The 17199-nt window shown below is 54.2% G+C and carries 14 protein-coding genes, 2 pseudogenes and 1 CRISPR repeat array; of the genes and pseudogenes, 9 read left to right on the forward strand and 7 right to left on the reverse strand.

The annotated features are described in order from the left end of the window. The first annotated feature begins 51 nt into the window (after positions 1-51). Complete coding sequence (locus BBPC_RS06765) at positions 52-276, forward strand: DUF3107 domain-containing protein (protein WP_004220776.1); 225 nt, start codon at positions 52-54, stop codon at positions 274-276. Positions 277-404: 128 nt separating this feature from the next. On the opposite strand, the gene BBPC_RS06770 is transcribed toward BBPC_RS06765, so the two are convergent. Further along, the gene (locus BBPC_RS06770; RefSeq protein WP_004220777.1) at positions 405-1331 is read right to left on the reverse strand and encodes a PHP domain-containing protein; all 927 of its coding nucleotides are present in this window, start codon (positions 1329-1331) and stop codon (positions 405-407) included. 92 nt (positions 1332-1423) lie between these two features. Between BBPC_RS06770 and BBPC_RS06775 the strand changes: the two genes are divergently transcribed. Then, entirely contained in the window at positions 1424-2089 is a 666-nt protein-coding gene (locus BBPC_RS06775; protein WP_004220778.1) for a vitamin K epoxide reductase family protein, read from the forward strand. Between the two features lie 116 nt (positions 2090-2205). Here BBPC_RS06775 and dapF read toward each other — a convergent pair whose 3' ends face one another. Beyond that, entirely contained in the window at positions 2206-3105 is a 900-nt protein-coding gene (dapF, locus tag BBPC_RS06780) for a diaminopimelate epimerase (RefSeq protein WP_004220779.1), read from the reverse strand. 98 nt (positions 3106-3203) lie between these two features. On the opposite strand from dapF, the gene murI reads away from it, so the two are divergent. The 3 genes and pseudogenes from murI (at position 3204) to BBPC_RS06790 (ending at position 6021) form a co-directional block, all read left to right on the forward strand. Continuing rightward, positions 3204-3980: a glutamate racemase gene (murI, locus tag BBPC_RS06785; RefSeq protein WP_022245329.1), complete on the forward strand. Its 777-nt coding sequence runs from the start codon at positions 3204-3206 to the stop codon at positions 3978-3980. Positions 3981-4023: 43 nt separating this feature from the next. Further along, positions 4024-4227, forward strand: a pseudogene (locus BBPC_RS09675) (DUF6363 domain-containing protein); the annotation flags it as partial. A gap of 144 nt (positions 4228-4371) precedes the next feature. Then, positions 4372-6021, forward strand: a complete 1650-nt coding sequence (locus BBPC_RS06790; RefSeq protein WP_004220783.1) for a peptide ABC transporter substrate-binding protein — start codon at positions 4372-4374, stop codon at positions 6019-6021. A gap of 130 nt (positions 6022-6151) precedes the next feature. Here the strand turns inward: BBPC_RS06790 and BBPC_RS06795 are convergent, their stop codons facing one another. Beyond that, positions 6152-7090 carry an isoaspartyl peptidase/L-asparaginase family protein gene (locus BBPC_RS06795; protein WP_022245330.1) on the reverse strand — a complete coding sequence of 313 codons (939 nt, stop codon included), beginning with the start codon at positions 7088-7090 and terminating at the stop codon, positions 6152-6154. A 156-nt stretch (positions 7091-7246) separates the two neighbouring features. Here BBPC_RS06795 and BBPC_RS06800 point away from each other — a divergent pair, with 156 nt between their 5' ends. The 4 genes from BBPC_RS06800 to BBPC_RS06815 all read left to right on the forward strand — a co-directional run bounded on the left by BBPC_RS06800 (position 7247) and on the right by BBPC_RS06815 (position 11357). Beyond that, positions 7247-8095 (forward strand): patatin-like phospholipase family protein, encoded by an 849-nt coding sequence (locus BBPC_RS06800; protein ID WP_022245331.1) that lies wholly within the window; start codon positions 7247-7249, stop codon positions 8093-8095. A gap of 13 nt (positions 8096-8108) precedes the next feature. Further along, positions 8109-9125 (forward strand): LysR family transcriptional regulator, encoded by a 1017-nt coding sequence (locus BBPC_RS06805; protein ID WP_004220788.1) that lies wholly within the window; start codon positions 8109-8111, stop codon positions 9123-9125. 200 nt (positions 9126-9325) lie between these two features. Beyond that, a complete protein-coding gene (locus BBPC_RS06810) occupies positions 9326-10552 on the forward strand; it encodes a MalY/PatB family protein (protein WP_004220790.1) in 1227 nt (408 codons plus the stop codon). A gap of 136 nt (positions 10553-10688) precedes the next feature. Then, a complete protein-coding gene (locus BBPC_RS06815) occupies positions 10689-11357 on the forward strand; it encodes an alpha/beta hydrolase (protein ID WP_033524077.1) in 669 nt (222 codons plus the stop codon). A 534-nt stretch (positions 11358-11891) separates the two neighbouring features. Here the strand turns inward: BBPC_RS06815 and BBPC_RS06820 are convergent. From BBPC_RS06820 to cas4, 4 genes and pseudogenes are all read right to left on the reverse strand, one after another. Beyond that, positions 11892-12103, reverse strand: a pseudogene (locus BBPC_RS06820) (addiction module antidote protein); the annotation flags it as partial. A 581-nt stretch (positions 12104-12684) separates the two neighbouring features. Then, positions 12685-14729: direct repeats of the CRISPR family, unit length 33 nt; unit sequence ATTTCAATCCACGCTCTCCATGAGGAGAGCGAC. Between the two features lie 385 nt (positions 14730-15114). After that, complete coding sequence (cas2, locus tag BBPC_RS06825) at positions 15115-15405, reverse strand: CRISPR-associated endonuclease Cas2 (protein ID WP_004220804.1); 291 nt, start codon at positions 15403-15405, stop codon at positions 15115-15117. 67 nt (positions 15406-15472) lie between these two features. After that, entirely contained in the window at positions 15473-16504 is a 1032-nt protein-coding gene (cas1c, locus tag BBPC_RS06830; RefSeq protein ID WP_004220806.1) for a type I-C CRISPR-associated endonuclease Cas1c, read from the reverse strand. Then, a complete protein-coding gene (gene cas4, locus BBPC_RS06835) occupies positions 16504-17181 on the reverse strand; it encodes a CRISPR-associated protein Cas4 (RefSeq protein ID WP_004220809.1) in 678 nt (225 codons plus the stop codon). Before cas4 ends, cas1c begins: the two co-directional genes overlap by 1 nt. Between the last annotated feature and the right edge of the window lie 18 nt (positions 17182-17199).

The raw sequence follows: 17199 nt of genomic DNA on the forward strand, positions 1-17199 counted from the left end.
ACCCGTACATACACGTGCGCATGCATTGCGCATTATCACGAAGGAGCATCCATGGATATTGAACTCGGCATTCAGAATGTGGCCCGCACCGTCACCTTCAGCACCGAACAGAGCGCCGATGAGGTCAACACGGCCATCGCCGACGCCGTGGAGAACGGCAAGACCATCAATCTGACGGACGACAAGGGCCGTCGCATCGTGGTGCCGGCAGGCTCGCTCGGCTACGCCATCATCGGTTCCGAAACCAAGCACGCCGTCGGTTTCGGCAACCTCTGACCCGTTCGCATCACCAGATTTCAGCTTCGAACTGAAACACACGTTTTCGACGTCACAAGAAAAGCCAGACGTTCACGTCTGGCTTTTCCATTTTGGGCGATCAACTCGTTCCTGGTTTCATATCGCGATTACGCATCGATGATTGCGTTTCGGTTTTTTATTTTCGCCTTCGACGATTCTTTGCTCAAGTGAACGCCTCGATTGATGATTTCCTGAACCGTTTCGTCGCTGGTGAGGTTCTCCCCCAGCGCGTTCGGCTTGCCTTTGCCGTGCCAGTCGGATCCGCCAGTCACCAGCAGATCGTGCCGGCGCGCAATGGTGAGCAGACGTTCACGCTGTTCTGATGGATTGCCGCGATGCCACACTTCCAAACCGTCCAAGCCTTCGGTGATGAGAGATTCGATTTGCCGGTCGGTCAGTAATGTCCGATTGCGCCGGGGGTCTCCGGCGTGGGCGATAACCACCACCCCGCCCGCACCCTTGACCGCGGCCACCACGTCGTGCGTGGTCGGTGATGGCGTGGGAATGTAATATTTCGACGTTGCGCTCACCGCATCGGCGAAAGCGTCGGATCGTGTTTCATATACGCCGGCAGCCACCAATGCGTCGGCGATATGCGGCCGGCCTATCGTGGTGCGTTTGCCTTCACGCACCTGCGCGAGCACATCATCCCACGTAATCGGAAAATCCTGCGCCATCAGTTCGACCATGCGCTTGGTTCTACGCAGTCGCGCCTCGCGGGTGGACGCGAACATCTCGCTGATATCGGCGTTCAGCGGATCATATTGGAATGCGAGCATGTGCACGGATACGCTCTCATCGACGGCAGTGATTTCCGTACCGCGTAACAACGGCAATCTGACCTCCCGCGAAGCAGCCAACGCATCCTGCCAACCGGAGGTCGTGTCATGATCGGCAATCGCAACACCATGCAATCGCAATGCTCTCGCTTCCTGCAACAACGCACGCGGCGTTTCCGTACCGTCGGAAAAAACGGTATGGCAGTGAATGTCCCAACCTTCAGCGGGCGGTGCCGCAGTGCCTACGCGAATCATGTATCCATCGTAAGCTGTTTTTGGCGCGACTCGGCACAATACCGCGTAAACTAGGCGATGACAACGTTTGTATTTTGATTCAAGGATGCACGATGAGCGATTTTTCCGGCGAACAGGTTGCCGAAGCCACTCTCGACGATGATTATACGAAGCCGCGCGGTTGGCGGCATACCGCGACATGGACGTATCTAGTCATGCTGATCGCCTCGGCGGTAGCGCTGGTCGTATCGTTCGTGCTTTCCGCCGAGACACTGAAAATGGCGCGCAATCCCGGTCAGAAGCTCAGCTGTGATGTGAATGCCGTGATGTCGTGTTCCGCGGTTGCGGAATCGTGGCAGGCTGAGGTTGTGAAGTTCGCCGGTTTGAGTTTCCCGAATGCGTTCTTCGGCATCGCCGCGGAATCAGTGTTCGTAACGATCGCGGTGATCGGTTTGACGAAGGTCGCCGTGCCCCGCTGGTTTGCGTCGTGCACATGGCTGGGTGGATTGGCCGCGCTGGCTTATTCGTATTGGCTGACCTCGCAGTCGTTGTTTGTGATCAACGCGCTATGCCCGTGGTGTCTGTGCCTGATGTTCTCCACCACCGTGCAGTTCATGGCGTTGTCTCATGCCACGGCGGTGGTTCAGGAGATTCCGGCCAAGCGCGAGGGCGTACGCACCTACTACCGTCTTAATTACGATCTGATGGTCGATGCCTTATGGATCGTGACATTGATTGTGATCATTCTCGTCGAAGACGGCCCCCTGCTGTTCAGTTGACGTCAAGTAACGTCCAATCAGCAGTAGGGATTCACTCGCCTACAAGAGAAGCCGACTGGAAACAGCCGGCTTCTTTCTTTTGCGTATCCGCAAATTTCAGTGTTATGCGCAAAACCTTACAGCAGTTCGATTTTGCCGACGATGGTGGCCGATCCGGTGAGTTTCACGTCGTTATCGGTCACGTCGACGCGCAGGGTGCCGCCACGCACGGTGATCGTCCAATGGTCGATGCCGGTTTTGGCACGCAACGTGATGGCGGTGGCGCACAGGCCGGTTCCGCACGACAGGGTTTCGCCGCAGCCGCGTTCGTTGACGCGCATGGTAGCGTTGCCCTCGTTGTCGCCTTCGCTTTGCTCGTCGATGCGCACGAACTCAACATTCTGGTCGCTTTCGATTCGGGGCGCGACCACCGGCTTGGTCACCAAATCAAGCTGTTCCACCGTCGGCAGGCTGGAGAACGCGTCTTCGATGACGGCCACCACATGCGGATTGCCCATGTCCACGAACGTGCCGCGTGCGGAACCGGCCGTGCCGGGAATCGTCACTTCGTATCCATCAAGATCGCCACGCTTCCATGAACCCATCTCAACCTGGAACACGTCCTTGCCAAGAGTCGGCACATCGCCAAGTGAAGTCAGAACCTTCACACCGGCACGGGTGCCGAGACGGAACGGTTCACCGCCCGGCTGACCGGCAATACCCTGCCGTTGCGCGAACAGAGTGATCGCACGCGTGCCGTTGCCGCACATCTCAGCCAACGAACCATCCGCGTTGCGGTAGTCCATGAACCAATCCGCATTGTCGGCAGCACAAACGGCAATCTGCTTGTCGTTCAAATCGGACACCGCCTGCGGATGAGTAAGGCGGATCAAGCCATCGCCACCGATACCGAAATGACGGTCGCACAGGAATCGCACTTCATCGGCGGTAGGCTCGTACGTGCCTTCGGCGTCCAGATACACCACGAAATCGTTGCCGGTGGCGTGCGCTTTGTAAACAATGCTTGGAATGCTCATACCGATTCACTCTACACGCGGTAGGCTATTGAAGAAGTTGGACGCAACACGTGTGCATTATGTTGCAGTATGTTGGCGTGCGGAACAAGGGAGGACGTATGACTTCAACGGCACCAATCGGCGTTTTCGATTCCGGTTTGGGCGGGATTTCCGTGGCGCGCGAAATCCGCCGCGATATGCCGAACGAACGCGTGCTGTATTTTGGCGATTCCGCGAACGCTCCGTACGGAACCAAATCACCTGAACAGGTACGCAAGCTGTCCGACGCCATTGTGAAACGTTTCGTGGAGCAGGGAGTGAAAGCGGTTGTCATCGCTTGCAATACCGCCACTTCCGCCGCAGCCAACGAGTTGCGCGACAAATACGACATTCCGATCATTGGCATGGAACCAGCGCTGAAGGTGGCGTGCGATCGAGGCCATGGCAATCGTCAGCGTGTCATCGTCGCAGCTACTCCCCTGACGTTGCGGGAACGCAAGTTCGCCGTGCTGATGGATCGTTTCAAAACAGACCATACGATCTTTCCGGAACCCTGCCCCGGTTTGGTGGAGATCGTTGAGCACGGCCAACTCGACGATCACGATGTTGTGATGCACACGCTGCACCAGTATTTCGACCAGTATGATTTGTCGACGATCGATTCGGTAGTGCTTGGCTGCACGCATTTCGTGTTTTACCGCGACTATTTCCGCGAACTGCTGCCCGACACAGCGGCAATCATCGACGGCAACGAAGGTACCGTGCGCCATCTTGGCGTAGTGCTCGAATCGTTGGGCAAACTCTCTCCGGAAGACGCGGACGGTGGTATCGAGCTGGCCAATTCCGACACTTCCACACAAATCGCGCAATTAGCGCAATCGCTGCTTGATCGCTGAGCGCGAATGTTCCGATAGACCGCGTAAAGTCGATTGAAACCCGCAAAAACTGCTCAACCGTTATCAGACGTACAACGACGAAGTGGCGCTGGCCAAGGAATACGAGCAGGACGGCCGCGTGCTCATCCTCGCGCCGGAAAGCCTGTACGGCCTGAACACGTTGAGCAAGTCGTTCGAAGGTTTGGAACGCATGTACCGCGCGGGCTATGCGGCAGTCGAGGCCATCCCCGCATTCCTAGAAAGCTGAAGATAACGTCCATATCCAACGCCTGCCAGCGGTTCGTTTTCAAATTGAGACATGACACGAAAATTTTATAAAACTCTCATATTATGTCCTATTGTTTTTTCGTCGACATAATCGGCGGAAAAGTCGACATTAAAGGAGAATGAAATGAAGAACAACACATTCCGGCGTCTGCTGGCCATGGCCGCGGCGGGTGCCATGCTGACGTCGATCGCCGCATGCGGATCGTCTTCCAACGATGACACAGCCTCCAACGGCTCCGATAGCACCTCGCTGATTTCAGTGAACAACAGCGAACCGCAGAACGGTCTAATTCCAAGCGACACCAACGAAATGGGCGGCGGCAGAGTTATTCGATACCTGTTCGAAGGTCTGGTGAGCTTCGACGCAAAGGGCAAGCAACATCTCGAAGTCGCCGAGAGTATCACCCCGAACGAGGATGCCACCACGTACACAATCAAGTTGAAGAAAGGCTGGAAGTTCACCAACGGCGAGGCGGTAACCGCCCATTCCTTCGCCGACACCTGGAGTTTCGCCGCCAACGTGAAGAACGCGCAGAAGACCGCAAGCCGATTCTCCACCATCAAGGGCTATGACGAACTGCAGGATCCGAACGTCGATCCGAAGGCCACACTTTCCGGTCTTTCCACCCCGGACGACTACACGCTGGTCGTCGAGCTGAACAAGCCTGATTCCGTATTCCCGACCAAGCTCGCGCACCAATCCATGTTCCCGCTGCCAAGCGTGGCATTTAAGGACATCAAGAAGTTCGGCCAGGCTCCGATTGGCAATGGTCCGTACAAGTTCAAGTCCTGGTCCCACGACAAGAACATCATCGTCGTACCAAACAGGGATTATAAGGGCAGCCGCAAGGTGTCCAACAAAGGCATCGAATACCGCGTCTACACGAATGAGGATTCCGCTTACTCCGACGTGCTGTCTGGCAACCTCGACGTGATGGATCAGATTCCACAGTCCGCGGTGAAGACCTTCCGTCAGGATTCCAGCGTGATCGCCTACAGCCAGGCAGGATCCTCGTTCCAGTCCTTCGTCATTCCGGAACGTCTTGAGCATTTCGGCAACGACGAAGAAGGCCAGTTGCGTCGTCAGGCCATTTCCATGGCCATCGACCGCGACCAGATCGTCAAGAAGGTTTACAACAACACGAAGACCCCGACCACCGATTTCACTTCACCGCTCGTCCCCGAATATGTGAAGAAACTGGAACAGAACGGCAGCAACCTGAAATACAACGCTTCCAAGGCCAAGGAACTCTGGAAGAAAGCCAATGCCATCAAGCCGTGGTCCGGCAACTTCCGAATCGCCTATAACGCCGATGGCGGCCATAAGGAATGGGTCGATGCCGTGTGCAACCAGATCAAGAACACGCTCGACATCGACGCCGCTGGCGAGCCGTACGCCACGTTCAGCGACGTGCGTAACCAGGTGACCAACCGCACCATCAAAACCGCGTTCCGTGCCGGCTGGATGCTGGATTACCCGTCCGCTGAAGATTATCTCAATCCGCTATATGCCTCCAGCTCCGCTGACGGTCATGGTTCGAACGATGGTGATTACAAGAGTGCGGAATTCGACGAGCTCCTGAATGCCGCACTTGCCCAGACCGACGTAAAGAAGCGGACCGAGGACTTCACCAAGGCGCAGGAAGTGCTGGCCAAGGATCTTCCGGTGATTCCGCTGTGGAACGACAACGTCGCCGCCGCGTCCGCGACGAACGTGAAGAACGTGTCGTTCGATTACACCAATCTGCCTACCTACAACACCATCACTAAGTGATGTTTCTGGCCGGCGGACGAACGATTCGCCGGCCAGAAAGGGAGCTAAAGCACAGCGGGGTTCGAATCCTTCATGGATTCGAACCCCACTGTACTTTTGTGGCTTGTTTTGCCGGTTTGCCACTACAGCATCAACTCTGCACGTAGCTGCCCTTCGGAGACTTCCAACCGCAGTTCATCATCTCGCTATTGAACACCATTGCGCCTTCACCATGAGCCGGAACGACGATCATACCGCCATCTCCATGATGACGGGCGACACCATCCAGCGCCGCCTTCGCAGCCTCGATCGGCTCCTCCTTGGCGTACAGAACACGATCGGAAACCTGATGCGCAGCGACTTCCTTGACGAACGCTTCACCGATGCCGGTGCAGGAGATCGCGACGGAATCGTTGTTGGCATAGGTACCACAGCCCGGCAGAGGCGAATCGCCGACGCGTCCCGGCATCTGGTTGGTGATGCCACCGGTGGAGGTGCCGGCAGCGATGTTGCCGGACGAGTCACGGGCGACAGCGCCGATGGTGCCATGCTTCTCCCATTCATCGCCGTTGGATTGCGCCTCGCGCAAGGATTCCTGACGTGCTGGAGTGATGAAATATTCACTGTCGCACAGTTCGATTCCCCACTCCTTGAGCAAATCATTACCGGGCTTGGCAAACATGACATGCTTGGTCTTTTCCTTGATGGCACGCGCTACGTTGATCGGATTCTTAGACGTGGTCAGACCGCACGCGGAACCAACCTCGCCATCGACACCAGTCATCAGGCAGGAATCCATGGATACGATGCCTTCACTCGTCAATGCAGCGCCACGACCAGCGTTGAACTCCGGAGCATCCTCCATAACACGGATAGCCGCGCACACGGCATCCTCCGCCGGAGCCCCCTGCTCCAGCAACGCATAGCCAGCTTCAAGAGCCCTGTTCAAATCCTGCTCCACCTGGGCACGACGTTCCGGCGTATCCTTTTTGCCACGATTGCCGGCACCCGCGTGAATCACCAGCAGAATCCCGTCCGGATCAGCTTGGGCGATGTGGACCGTCGACTGAGGCAGTGCAGCTTCGTTCATTGATATCTTCTCCACTCCATTTTTATTGATTATTCGCAGATATCTTACGTCGTCCTTCGATAAGAAATGACCGAACACGCAAAAATACGTCAATTAGACCGCGTAAAGTCGATTGAAACCCGCAAAAGGGACGAACGGCGAAAGGACGGGACGCATATGGCTCACAGGACGGCAATGATCGACGTCGGCGGCGGTTTCCGCGCGATCTACGGTGCGGGCGTGATGGACCGCATGCTTGAGGACGGCATCAGCGTCGACCACTGCTATGGTGTTTCCGCCGGCAGCGCCAACATGGTTTCGTTCATCGCGAAGCAGCATGGGCGCAACCACACGTTCTACACGCAGTACGCGTTCCGCAAGGAATACGCGAGCTTCGACAGCTATGTCAAGAACCATAATTTCGCCAACCTCGATTACGTGTATAGCACGCTCAGCAATCATGATGGCGAAAATCCGGTTGACTACGCGGCTTTCGAAGCCAACCCGACCGGTTTCACCGTGGTTGCGTGCAACGCCGAAGACGGCTCCACGAAGTATTTCGGCAAATCCGACGTGGGCTACGACAATTTCGACATCCTGAAGGCGTCATCAGCGGTGCCGGTAGCTTGCGAACCGTATGCGATCGATGGCATTCCCTATTACGATGGCGGCATCGCCGATCCGATTCCGGTGCAGAAGGCCATCGATGACGGCCACGACCGCATCGTGGTGATACTCACCCGTCCGAAAGACACCGTACGCGAACAGAAGAGGGATATCGGCCCCGCCAGGATTTTGAGGCGCACGCATCCACAAGCCGCGGAAAAACTGCTCAACCGCTACCAGACGTACAACGACGAAGTGGCGCTGGCCAAGGAATACGAGCAGGACGGCCGCGTGCTCATCCTCGCGCCGGAAAGCCTGTACGGCCTGAACACGTTGAGCAAGTCGTTCGAAGGTTTGGAACGCATGTACCGCGCGGGCTATGCGGCGGCCGAGGCCATCCCCGCATTCCTAAAAAGCTGAGCACTACCCTCATATGAACACTCCAGCCGATAGCAACACGCGTGAAAACGCCAACACGAACACCGACATCAGCATCACCGCGAATGCCACGGGATTCAGCACAAAAACACTGAACCCGCAGATTCTGGTGACCTTGTGGAACGTGGAGCGTTTGGGCTCGTTCTCCGCGGTCGCGCGTGAAACCGGATGGTCGCAACCGGCCATCAGCCAGCAGATCCGCAAGATCGAACGTGAACTTGACGCAAAACTCGTGCAGCGCACGTCGCATGGCGTGGAATTGACTCCGATCGGCCGTATTCTGGCACGTCACGGGCAGCTTATCGACAATCGCGTCACCCAAGCCGTCAAAGATGTGGAAGAGTACCAGCGCAACGGATCGACGCATATTCGTTTGGTCGCTCCTCCATCGGTATGTTCGTCGTTCGTGGCACGCGTTCTCGTGCATATCAGCAAAACGTCCGACATTCGCGTGAGCCTCATGCAGATGGAGCCGCCTGAGGCCATGGAGGCGTTGGAACAGGGGCTTGCCGATTGCGCGATCATCTTCCAATACAATTCACTCCCCGCTTTGGCCGGACCGGACGATTTGGAAGTCGCTCCTTTCGGCGTCGATCCGCTGATGCTGCTGATCGGCGCGAACAATGCGATCGCGCGCCAGTACGAAAGCTCGCACCTGCCGGTCCAATTGGTTTCGGCACGCAGCGAACAGTGGATCGCCGGCTGCGAAACCTGCCAGGCGAATCTGGTGTCGTTGGCGCGTGCCGCCGGCTTCACACCGGAAATCACACATTCGACCGACGATTTTTGGGCCACGCAGAATCTGGTGGAAGTTGGCATGGGCGTCTCGATCGTATCTCGCTTAGCCACAACCGCTGGAATCCAACCCGATTTGGCCGCACTGCCAATCGCCGACAACAACGCATTCCGCACAGTCTGTTTCGTCACAAGAAAAGTGGACGACCGACCGGCAGTGGCCCGCGTCAAAGACGAAATCGAAAGGGCGTCACACCAGTATTTGGAAAACATTTGATTCATCGTTTGATATCCGTGCTTATTCGCAATCGCGGAATACTGCAGCAAACAATTGTTTCCAGTATTTTGCTATATCGTCATAATCAGATTAATAATTGAATAGCAAAAGCATCTGATATAAGAAAACTTCATAACAGTCTTTGCTTTCAGTACAAGAACACACTGTTCGTGCAAGCATCGGTACGTCATGCTGGAACCATGGAAGAAATCATGGAAATGAAGCATCGTACCGGTTCCGGCTTTGACGCCGACGCCATCGACCACACCACCGCAGCCGATCTTGCCGCAGTCGGCTCCGACAAGTGGACACGCTACCCCGGCTGCATTGGCGCGTTCATTGCCGAAATGGACTACGGCTTGGCTCCCTGCATTCAGAAAGCCATCGACAACGCCTGCGACCATTGCAAACTCGGCTACATTCCCGAACCCTGGAAACAGCGCGTGGCAGAAGCATGCGCAGGATGGCAACGCTCGCATTACGGATGGGATGTCGATCCGAGCATTATTCGCGTGGTTCCCGACGTACTCGAAGCGTACGAGATTTTCCTGCGTGAACTGGTCGGTGCGGGCAACAGCGTGATCGTGCCGACGCCTGCCTACATGCCGTTTTTGAGCGTTCCGAAACTGTACGACGTTGACGTGATCGAAATCGAAATGCTGCAAAGCGGCGACGCCGAAACCGGAGAGGCGCAATGGGTGTTCGACTTCGACGCCATCGAACGCGCGTTTGCGGCCGGATGCCATGCGTTCGTGCTCTGCAACCCGCACAACCCGATCGGCAAAGTGCTCACCTTGGAGGAGGAGCTGCGTCTGAGCGATCTTGCGGCACAGTATGACGTGCGTATTTTCAATGATGAGATTCATGCGCCGTTCGTGTTTGAGGGCAAGCACATTCCGTTCCCCACCATCAGCGAGCAGGCCGCATTACAGTCGATGACCGCTACCAGCGCGTCGAAATCGTTCAATATTCCGGGCACGAAGTGCGCGCAGGTGCTGCTTACCAATCCTGCGGATCGTGACATGTGGGCGGTCAAGGCGGAGTGGAGCGAACATCAGACCGCCACCATCGGCGCAATCGCCACCACCACCGCATATAACGAAGGCGACCTGTGGTTCCAGGATGCGTTTGCCTATGTGTGCAGGAATTTGGCGTTGTTCGACGAGCAGATGCGTGAAAGGTTCACCGGCGTCGGCTATATCAAACCGCAGGGCACATATATCGCATGGCTTGATTTCTCGCCGCTTGGCATCGACGATCCGGCCGCATACTTTCTTGAGAAGGCGCAAGTGGCGTTGACCGACGGACGTTCATGCGGCGAGACCGGTGCCGGATGCGTGCGCGTGAACATAGCAATGCCGTATCCGCTGCTGGTCGAATGCCTGGACCGCATGTTCAACGCATTGCACGCCGACGGATTATTGTAGGCTTCGCCACATATTCAGTGTTTTCCTCAACCAACGGCAGCATAACGGTGAACGTCATGCCCTTCCCCACTTCGCTGTCCACCGTTATGGTGCCGTTGGAAATCTGCATACTATCGACATGCGATGGGAGGTTGACATGCGTTTGAACGTGAGTACCAGCATTGAGACGGCCGCCTGCGAAATAGCCGGCGATGATCTGCTGTTCTTGGGATTTCATGGATTCAGCAATGATGAAAATGAGATGATCCGCATTATTGATGCGATTTATGATGTTCCGAAGCAAGACGCATCTTCAACGGACAACTCCATTGCTCCTGCCCAGCATCCGAATTATCTGTCGTTCCGAGGCACGTACGAACGTCCTTACATCGGAAGCTACTACTGGTATCCGGATGGATGTTCCGTAGGAGAGCGTCGACGCGAGTGCAGTGCCGTAGGCGACGCCGTCGTACGATTGCTGGATTCGCCCGCATACGCGCATTTCCGCAAGGTACTGATCGGGTTTTCGCAGGGCGGATACCTATCGTATCGCATGGTTGCGGAACATCCCGATGCGTTCGACATGGCGATTCTGATGAGCCCATCATTCAAAGGCGAAACCGCTGAGCCTTTGCCCGCGACCGGACGCACGCGATTCGCACTCTGTTACGGCAGCGAAGACCGCACAATTCCACTATCCGACCAACAGCGTGCGCGCAACAAACTTGCGCAAACCGGCAATCTCACGTATTTCGAATATCCGGGAATGGTCCACGGCATCTGCGATCAGGAAATTCGTGACCTACGCGCCTGGCTGGGATTGTGATATGCGCTGCGTGAGGAGTTCTGCGCATCTGAGACTCCGCACGCGTGCCCATAAACTCGTTTTCACCCCCTCGGATTGTCATTGAAACCAACTCGGAACTCTTGATACACCCTAATCGTCGAAATTTATGGACATACACCCAGTTCATCTGAACTGAACCGCGATATCTGGCTTATATATGGCAGATTTGGCATCTTGACCTGAAGTTTCTCGCTCATATATGGCACATGCCCTTCGAGAAAAGCCACTTAGGGGGCATGTTTTTGACACTTTTCGCACGAACACCTGCCATATATAAGCGAGAAGCCTCCGTACGAACCTCAAAATCTGCCATATATAGGCGAGATAGGCGGCATAATTAAGCATTTTCCCTCACTGATGAGCCGCAGAACAAACCAGACGACCGAAGTTTTACGATGTTATGTACGTCAAGCTCACCACGAACATCTCTCCACATATGTCGCAACAATATGGTCAGCGATCGCCCTTTTCCAATGCTCGGGCGGTCACTGCATGATGGTCGTAAAGTCAAGCTTATGCGGGTTGGATTGTCAGCCTGCCGCCGAGAGCGTGCACGATCCCTTCATAATGGTATGGAAGCTCGGGTTGACATTCCTGTCGAGGCTCTTGTAAAGACTTTCACGTCCCACACCCGCCTCCTTCGTGATCTGCCCCATACCCTTCGCTTTGGTCATATCGCCGATTACGGCCTGCCGCAACGCCGAATCGTCAAGCTCGGCCACCGATAAAGCAGCAACATGAGCGAGTCGCTCTTCTGCGCGGAGCAAACACGGTAGCCGGGACCGAAATTGAACCTCAGCGCGCTGGCCCCGTCACCAACCGTATGCAGGTCACCCACCGGCCGCCCCATCTAGAAGCGCAATCGGAGTCTCGCGCTGATTCGGGCTTTCGCGTTCCGGTCCTTTATCCGGCTGAACCATTGGCGATATTCGCCAGTCATATGTATTTCCATATGACATGTTGCATCCCATGAGACACAATATGTCTAGCTTGACGACCACTCACGAGATGAACGACCAAAGTAAAACAGAAATTCGACAGGTTAGCCAATTTCTCGTGCATCCGCACCCACCCGACCGTTTTCACATACACTATTTCTTTTACATAGCTTTCAGAAGCGACCCCATGCGAAACACCCAGTCGCAGTTCCTGCTCGTATTACCGTTGAAGTCGCCCCGAGCGGACAAAAACCCTGGTTTTCCGTTGCTAGCAGTCCCGCACATGTGGAATCCCGCATGTGCGGGGAACACTGGACATAAACAGGGAAAGCAACATCCACGCGGCGGCCGGAACGATGCAGACACCGATTTCAATCCACGCTCTCCATGAGGAGAGCGACTGATACGACGCTCGAAAATCATCTTAATCGTATCATTTCAATCCACGCTCTCCATGAGGAGAACGACCCCTTGTACGGCGCGAACGCACTGCTCCCAGCTATTTCAATCCACGCTCTCCATGAGGAGAACGACGGGGATGCGGTCGAGGATCGGGCTGACCTGCGTATTTCAATCCACGCTCTCCATGAGGAGAGCGACATATCCGGCGTCTGCACGGTGTGAACAAGTGTATATTTCAATCCACGCTCTCCATGAGGAGAGCGACCGGTCATGACGTCATACTCCCCATTATTTTTTAATTTCAATCCACGCTCTCCATGAGGAGAGCGACCGCCGCCCTGCTTGGCGATTGCCACGTCGGTCAGATTTCAATCCACGCTCTCCATGAGGAGAGCGACACGACGACAATCAGGTTTTGCGCTTGGGGATTATTATTTCAATCCACGCTCTCCATGAGGAGAGCGACTTCCATGTAAGCGTTACCCAACTGGATATCGTGTTATTTCAATCCACGCTCTCCATGAGGAGAGCGACTTATCCGATTTTCGACGAAAACTATAGAGCGAGCCTATTTCAATCCACGCTCTCCATGAGGAGAGCGACCGGCGCGTACGGGGCGCAATGCTGGGATTTATGGGCATTTCAATCCACGCTCTCCATGAGGAGAGCGACCAAAATCATCACGACAAAAACGCAGATCTGGAATATTTCAATCCACGCTCTCCATGAGGAGAGCGACGAGACTGATTCCAGCTGACGTGCTCGAAGCCATATTTCAATCCACGCTCTCCATGAGGAGAGCGACTCATGTCAAAGGGCTCGGCGTTAATCCCGATGAATTTCAATCCACGCTCTCCATGAGGAGAGCGACAGAACCGTCTGGGCACGTCGAACCGGAACGCAATATTTCAATCCACGCTCTCCATGAGGAGAGCGACCAACCTCGCGCCGGAAAATCAACCTCGGGTGGAAATTTCAATCCACGCTCTCCATGAGGAGAGCGACAGAACCGTCTGGGCACGTCGAACCGGAACGCAATATTTCAATCCACGCTCTCCATGAGGAGAGCGACCAGTTTCAGCAACCTCGACATCGGCAAATACCTATTTCAATCCACGCTCTCCATGAGGAGAGCGACGCAACGCCTTCCACGATGCGATCACCTCGGGTGTATTTCAATCCACGCTCTCCATGAGGAGAGCGACGTATCCGCCGGAATTGTTGACCGTCACGCGACTATTTCAATCCACGCTCTCCATGAGGAGAGCGACGATAAGTTCATCCAGCAAAAAGCGCAGGTGACTAACATTTCAATCCACGCTCTCCATGAGGAGAGCGACGTCGGCGCTGAGCGGGTCGCCGTCCTGCATGAGATTTCAATCCACGCTCTCCATGAGGAGAGCGACATGGCGTTCTGGTAGTCGCCTTGCGCTGCGTATATTTCAATCCACGCTCTCCATGAGGAGAGCGACTTAATGATTTGATGACTAAGAACAATGTTCTGACGATTTCAATCCACGCTCTCCATGAGGAGAGCGACTGTTGGCCGTGTCCGTAATAGCGGCATGCGGAATATTTCAATCCACGCTCTCCATGAGGAGAGCGACCGCCTCGAACGCTGATACCCCTCGCTATTATCTCGATTTCAATCCACGCTCTCCATGAGGAGAGCGACAATTTGTTGTCGTCCCTTGTGATTGCGAAATACGATTTCAATCCACGCTCTCCATGAGGAGAGCGACTGGATGCCATACGCATTTCCTCACGGAAAATGTTATTTCAATCCACGCTCTCCATGAGGAGAGCGACCTTGTCGGCCCAGAGGATGGCGCTCGCGAGCAGATTTCAATCCACGCTCTCCATGAGGAGAGCGACGCCGCGATGCCATCTCACGGTCAAGTTTCGTGACATATTTCAATCCACGCTCTCCATGAGGAGAGCGACCACCAACATCCTACCAGTATGGGGGTACGAGGGCATTTCAATCCACGCTCTCCATGAGGAGAGCGACAGTGCAGCTGGACATTTTTGTCCGCTTTTTGAGACGCAAGCCAGCTGCCTAGCTTTAAGCATATCAAACAACACCGCCGATACGACGAACAACATGTCTAAAACGAGCAACTGGCTTTCTGTCTCATTTTAATGTCCATTATTTAGTTTTCAAAACGCCCCACGAAAATCACAATTCGGATTTCGATAGTTTTTCAGGTGCGAAAGACGTCCCTTATCATGAGCGCTTACACTTCGCACAAACACCATTCCAAGACCGGCCACCTTGCCGAAAACACAATACTGCTGGCTAGAAAACACACTCTGAATACCGGACGGCACACTCAAACGCTCAACCCAGCATACCCCACACCATATCGTTATGGCACCATGCCATTTTGCCTGTGCTATATCATCATCACATCATTAACCGGCAAACTCCGTTCACGTCCATAATGCTCAATCCTATCCGCATATCGAGCGCCAAGTTTATAAAAGCGCAGGCTGTCCTCATCGGTATTGGCAATCTTCAGCAAATCGTGCACCAACACCAGATAATCGGAAGGACTCACCGAGCATTCGAAAACACTGTTCTGCACACGCTGTCCGTATTTCACGCATGTCTTCGCCACCAAACGAAGACGACGCTTCCCCTCAGGGGTTTCCGTACTCACATCGTACGCAACCACAACCATCATGGTTTTTCACCTCCAATAACGTATCACCACGAATCATCGCATACCGCCACACACAGCTACGCACCTTTTACTTCCACATAAATGGCGGGTAATCATCAAGATCACCCCGCAACGATCGAGCTAGCAGCAGCGCTTGCACATACGGAACCAACCCCCATGAAATTTTTTCTTGCAGGAACGGATGAAGAATCTGATCGCTCTTCTTTTTCTGCCACGCCGTAAGCACTTTCTTCCGCCCGGAATCAGACAGCAGCACACCACCATTCTCCCGTATTTCAAAATCCCCCGGCTTAACAGCGCCTGTATTAACCAATGTCAGCACAAAGCGGTCAGCCAACACCGGGCGAAACTCTTCAACCAGATCCAATGCCAGAGAGGCTCTCCCGGGCCGATCCGTATGCATAAAACCAACATACGGATCCAGCCCCACGCCTTGCAAAGCCGCAATGCAATCATTCGTCAATATGGAGTAGCAAAAAGACAACAATGCATTTAGTCTGTCCAGCGGAGGCCTCCTCGACCTATTGGTGAAAAAGAAATCATCTTTATTCTTCAGGACCAAATCGTCAAAAGCGTAGAAATAATCTTTGGCAGCAAGCCCTTCGACACCCCTCAACTCATCAACCGTCAAACTTTTCCGAGCTTCTAACAATGCCGCCGACAATTTGCCACTCTGCTCGGCAAGTCGGTCAATATTTACCCGCAAAGCATGATCACGTTTCGTACGTTCGAGCACCCATTTCGCATTGTAAAGTTTTCCAACAATGAAAGATTTCGCGTAACACAAAGATTTTTGTTCGTCATCCGCGACTCGAAATTGTTCACGGCGAAGTAGCACATTACGATTCTCCTCCCCTAACACGGAACAGTAATAATGGCCTCTCGGTGAATAGAATGCCATAGAAACGCCCAGTTTGCCGCAGCGCCCCATAAGAGCAGGCGAAGCACCCTTATACGAGAAACACATGATTCCCTCAATTGACCGTAACGGCACTTTCGCCAAGGTTTTGTCATTCTGATGAATCACAACATTGTCGTTCTCCAAAGCAAGATAGGCATCTTCCGTCATCACAAACAGCGTGTTTAACAGCTGCTTCATCACTCCCCGCTTTCCTTGAGCCGTTCTTCGATATATGCTTTTGCCGATTTCACCTTCCGTAATTCAGGCAGGCACAAATCCCGTAGAGAACATGACGAACACGATCTGGTCTGTTTCACTTTAGGAGTCCATCCGCGGGAGAAAAGATCATGCATTTGCAAGAAGTCAGCTTCGACCATGTTGCGAAGATCTTCGTCCAATTTTACCCGCTCACGACGTTTTGTCTGCCGATAGAACAAAGCACCTTCAGGAATATCACACGCGAGCATTTCTTCCAAGCACATCGCTTCCGCGCATAGCTGTAAACGATCAGCATCAATCGTTTTGTATTTGCCGTGTTTGTATTCAATCGGATATGGCAACCACAATCCATCTCTTCCGTGAAGCGGAACACCATCATTAGACTTATGGAATTCCACAACATCACAGGCTCCAGTTATGCCGAGCGCTCGCGAATAGACTCTCAAATCCCGCATGATCAGCGTATCGCCGCGAGATTCAGAAGTCGCATAATCGTGGGCGCGTTCATGTTCCAGATGCCCAGCTGTGGTCAAATAATTCTCTGACCACAGCTGTTCGATATGGATAAGAGCCCACTGTCGTTTGCAGAATGAGAAATGCTGGATGCCCGAAAGGGCCAGCCAATCTTCTTCCGGATATCCTTCTGGCCCTTTCATGCAACACCCCTTACTCTC

The organism is Bifidobacterium pseudocatenulatum DSM 20438 = JCM 1200 = LMG 10505 (assembly GCF_001025215.1).
Lineage (GTDB): Bacteria > Actinomycetota > Actinomycetes > Actinomycetales > Bifidobacteriaceae > Bifidobacterium > Bifidobacterium pseudocatenulatum.

Bases quoted from the DNA above. Each gene is read 5' to 3' on its own strand.
- BBPC_RS06765 (WP_004220776.1), top strand. From the start codon at position 52: ATGGATATTGAACTCGGCATTCAGAATGTGGCCCGCACCGTCACCTTC.
- BBPC_RS06770 (WP_004220777.1), bottom strand. From the start codon at position 1,331: ATGATTCGCGTAGGCACTGCGGCACCGCCCGCTGAAGGTTGGGACATT.
- BBPC_RS06775 (WP_004220778.1), top strand. From the start codon at position 1,424: ATGAGCGATTTTTCCGGCGAACAGGTTGCCGAAGCCACTCTCGACGAT.
- dapF (WP_004220779.1), bottom strand. From the start codon at position 3,105: ATGAGCATTCCAAGCATTGTTTACAAAGCGCACGCCACCGGCAACGAT.
- murI (WP_022245329.1), top strand. From the start codon at position 3,204: ATGACTTCAACGGCACCAATCGGCGTTTTCGATTCCGGTTTGGGCGGG.
- BBPC_RS06790 (WP_004220783.1), top strand. From the start codon at position 4,372: ATGAAGAACAACACATTCCGGCGTCTGCTGGCCATGGCCGCGGCGGGT.
- BBPC_RS06795 (WP_022245330.1), bottom strand. From the start codon at position 7,090: ATGAACGAAGCTGCACTGCCTCAGTCGACGGTCCACATCGCCCAAGCT.
- BBPC_RS06800 (WP_022245331.1), top strand. From the start codon at position 7,247: ATGGCTCACAGGACGGCAATGATCGACGTCGGCGGCGGTTTCCGCGCG.
- BBPC_RS06805 (WP_004220788.1), top strand. From the start codon at position 8,109: ATGAACACTCCAGCCGATAGCAACACGCGTGAAAACGCCAACACGAAC.
- BBPC_RS06810 (WP_004220790.1), top strand. From the start codon at position 9,326: ATGGAAGAAATCATGGAAATGAAGCATCGTACCGGTTCCGGCTTTGAC.
- BBPC_RS06815 (WP_033524077.1), top strand. From the start codon at position 10,689: ATGCGTTTGAACGTGAGTACCAGCATTGAGACGGCCGCCTGCGAAATA.
- cas2 (WP_004220804.1), bottom strand. From the start codon at position 15,405: ATGATGGTTGTGGTTGCGTACGATGTGAGTACGGAAACCCCTGAGGGG.
- cas1c (WP_004220806.1), bottom strand. From the start codon at position 16,504: ATGAAGCAGCTGTTAAACACGCTGTTTGTGATGACGGAAGATGCCTAT.
- cas4 (WP_004220809.1), bottom strand. From the start codon at position 17,181: ATGAAAGGGCCAGAAGGATATCCGGAAGAAGATTGGCTGGCCCTTTCG.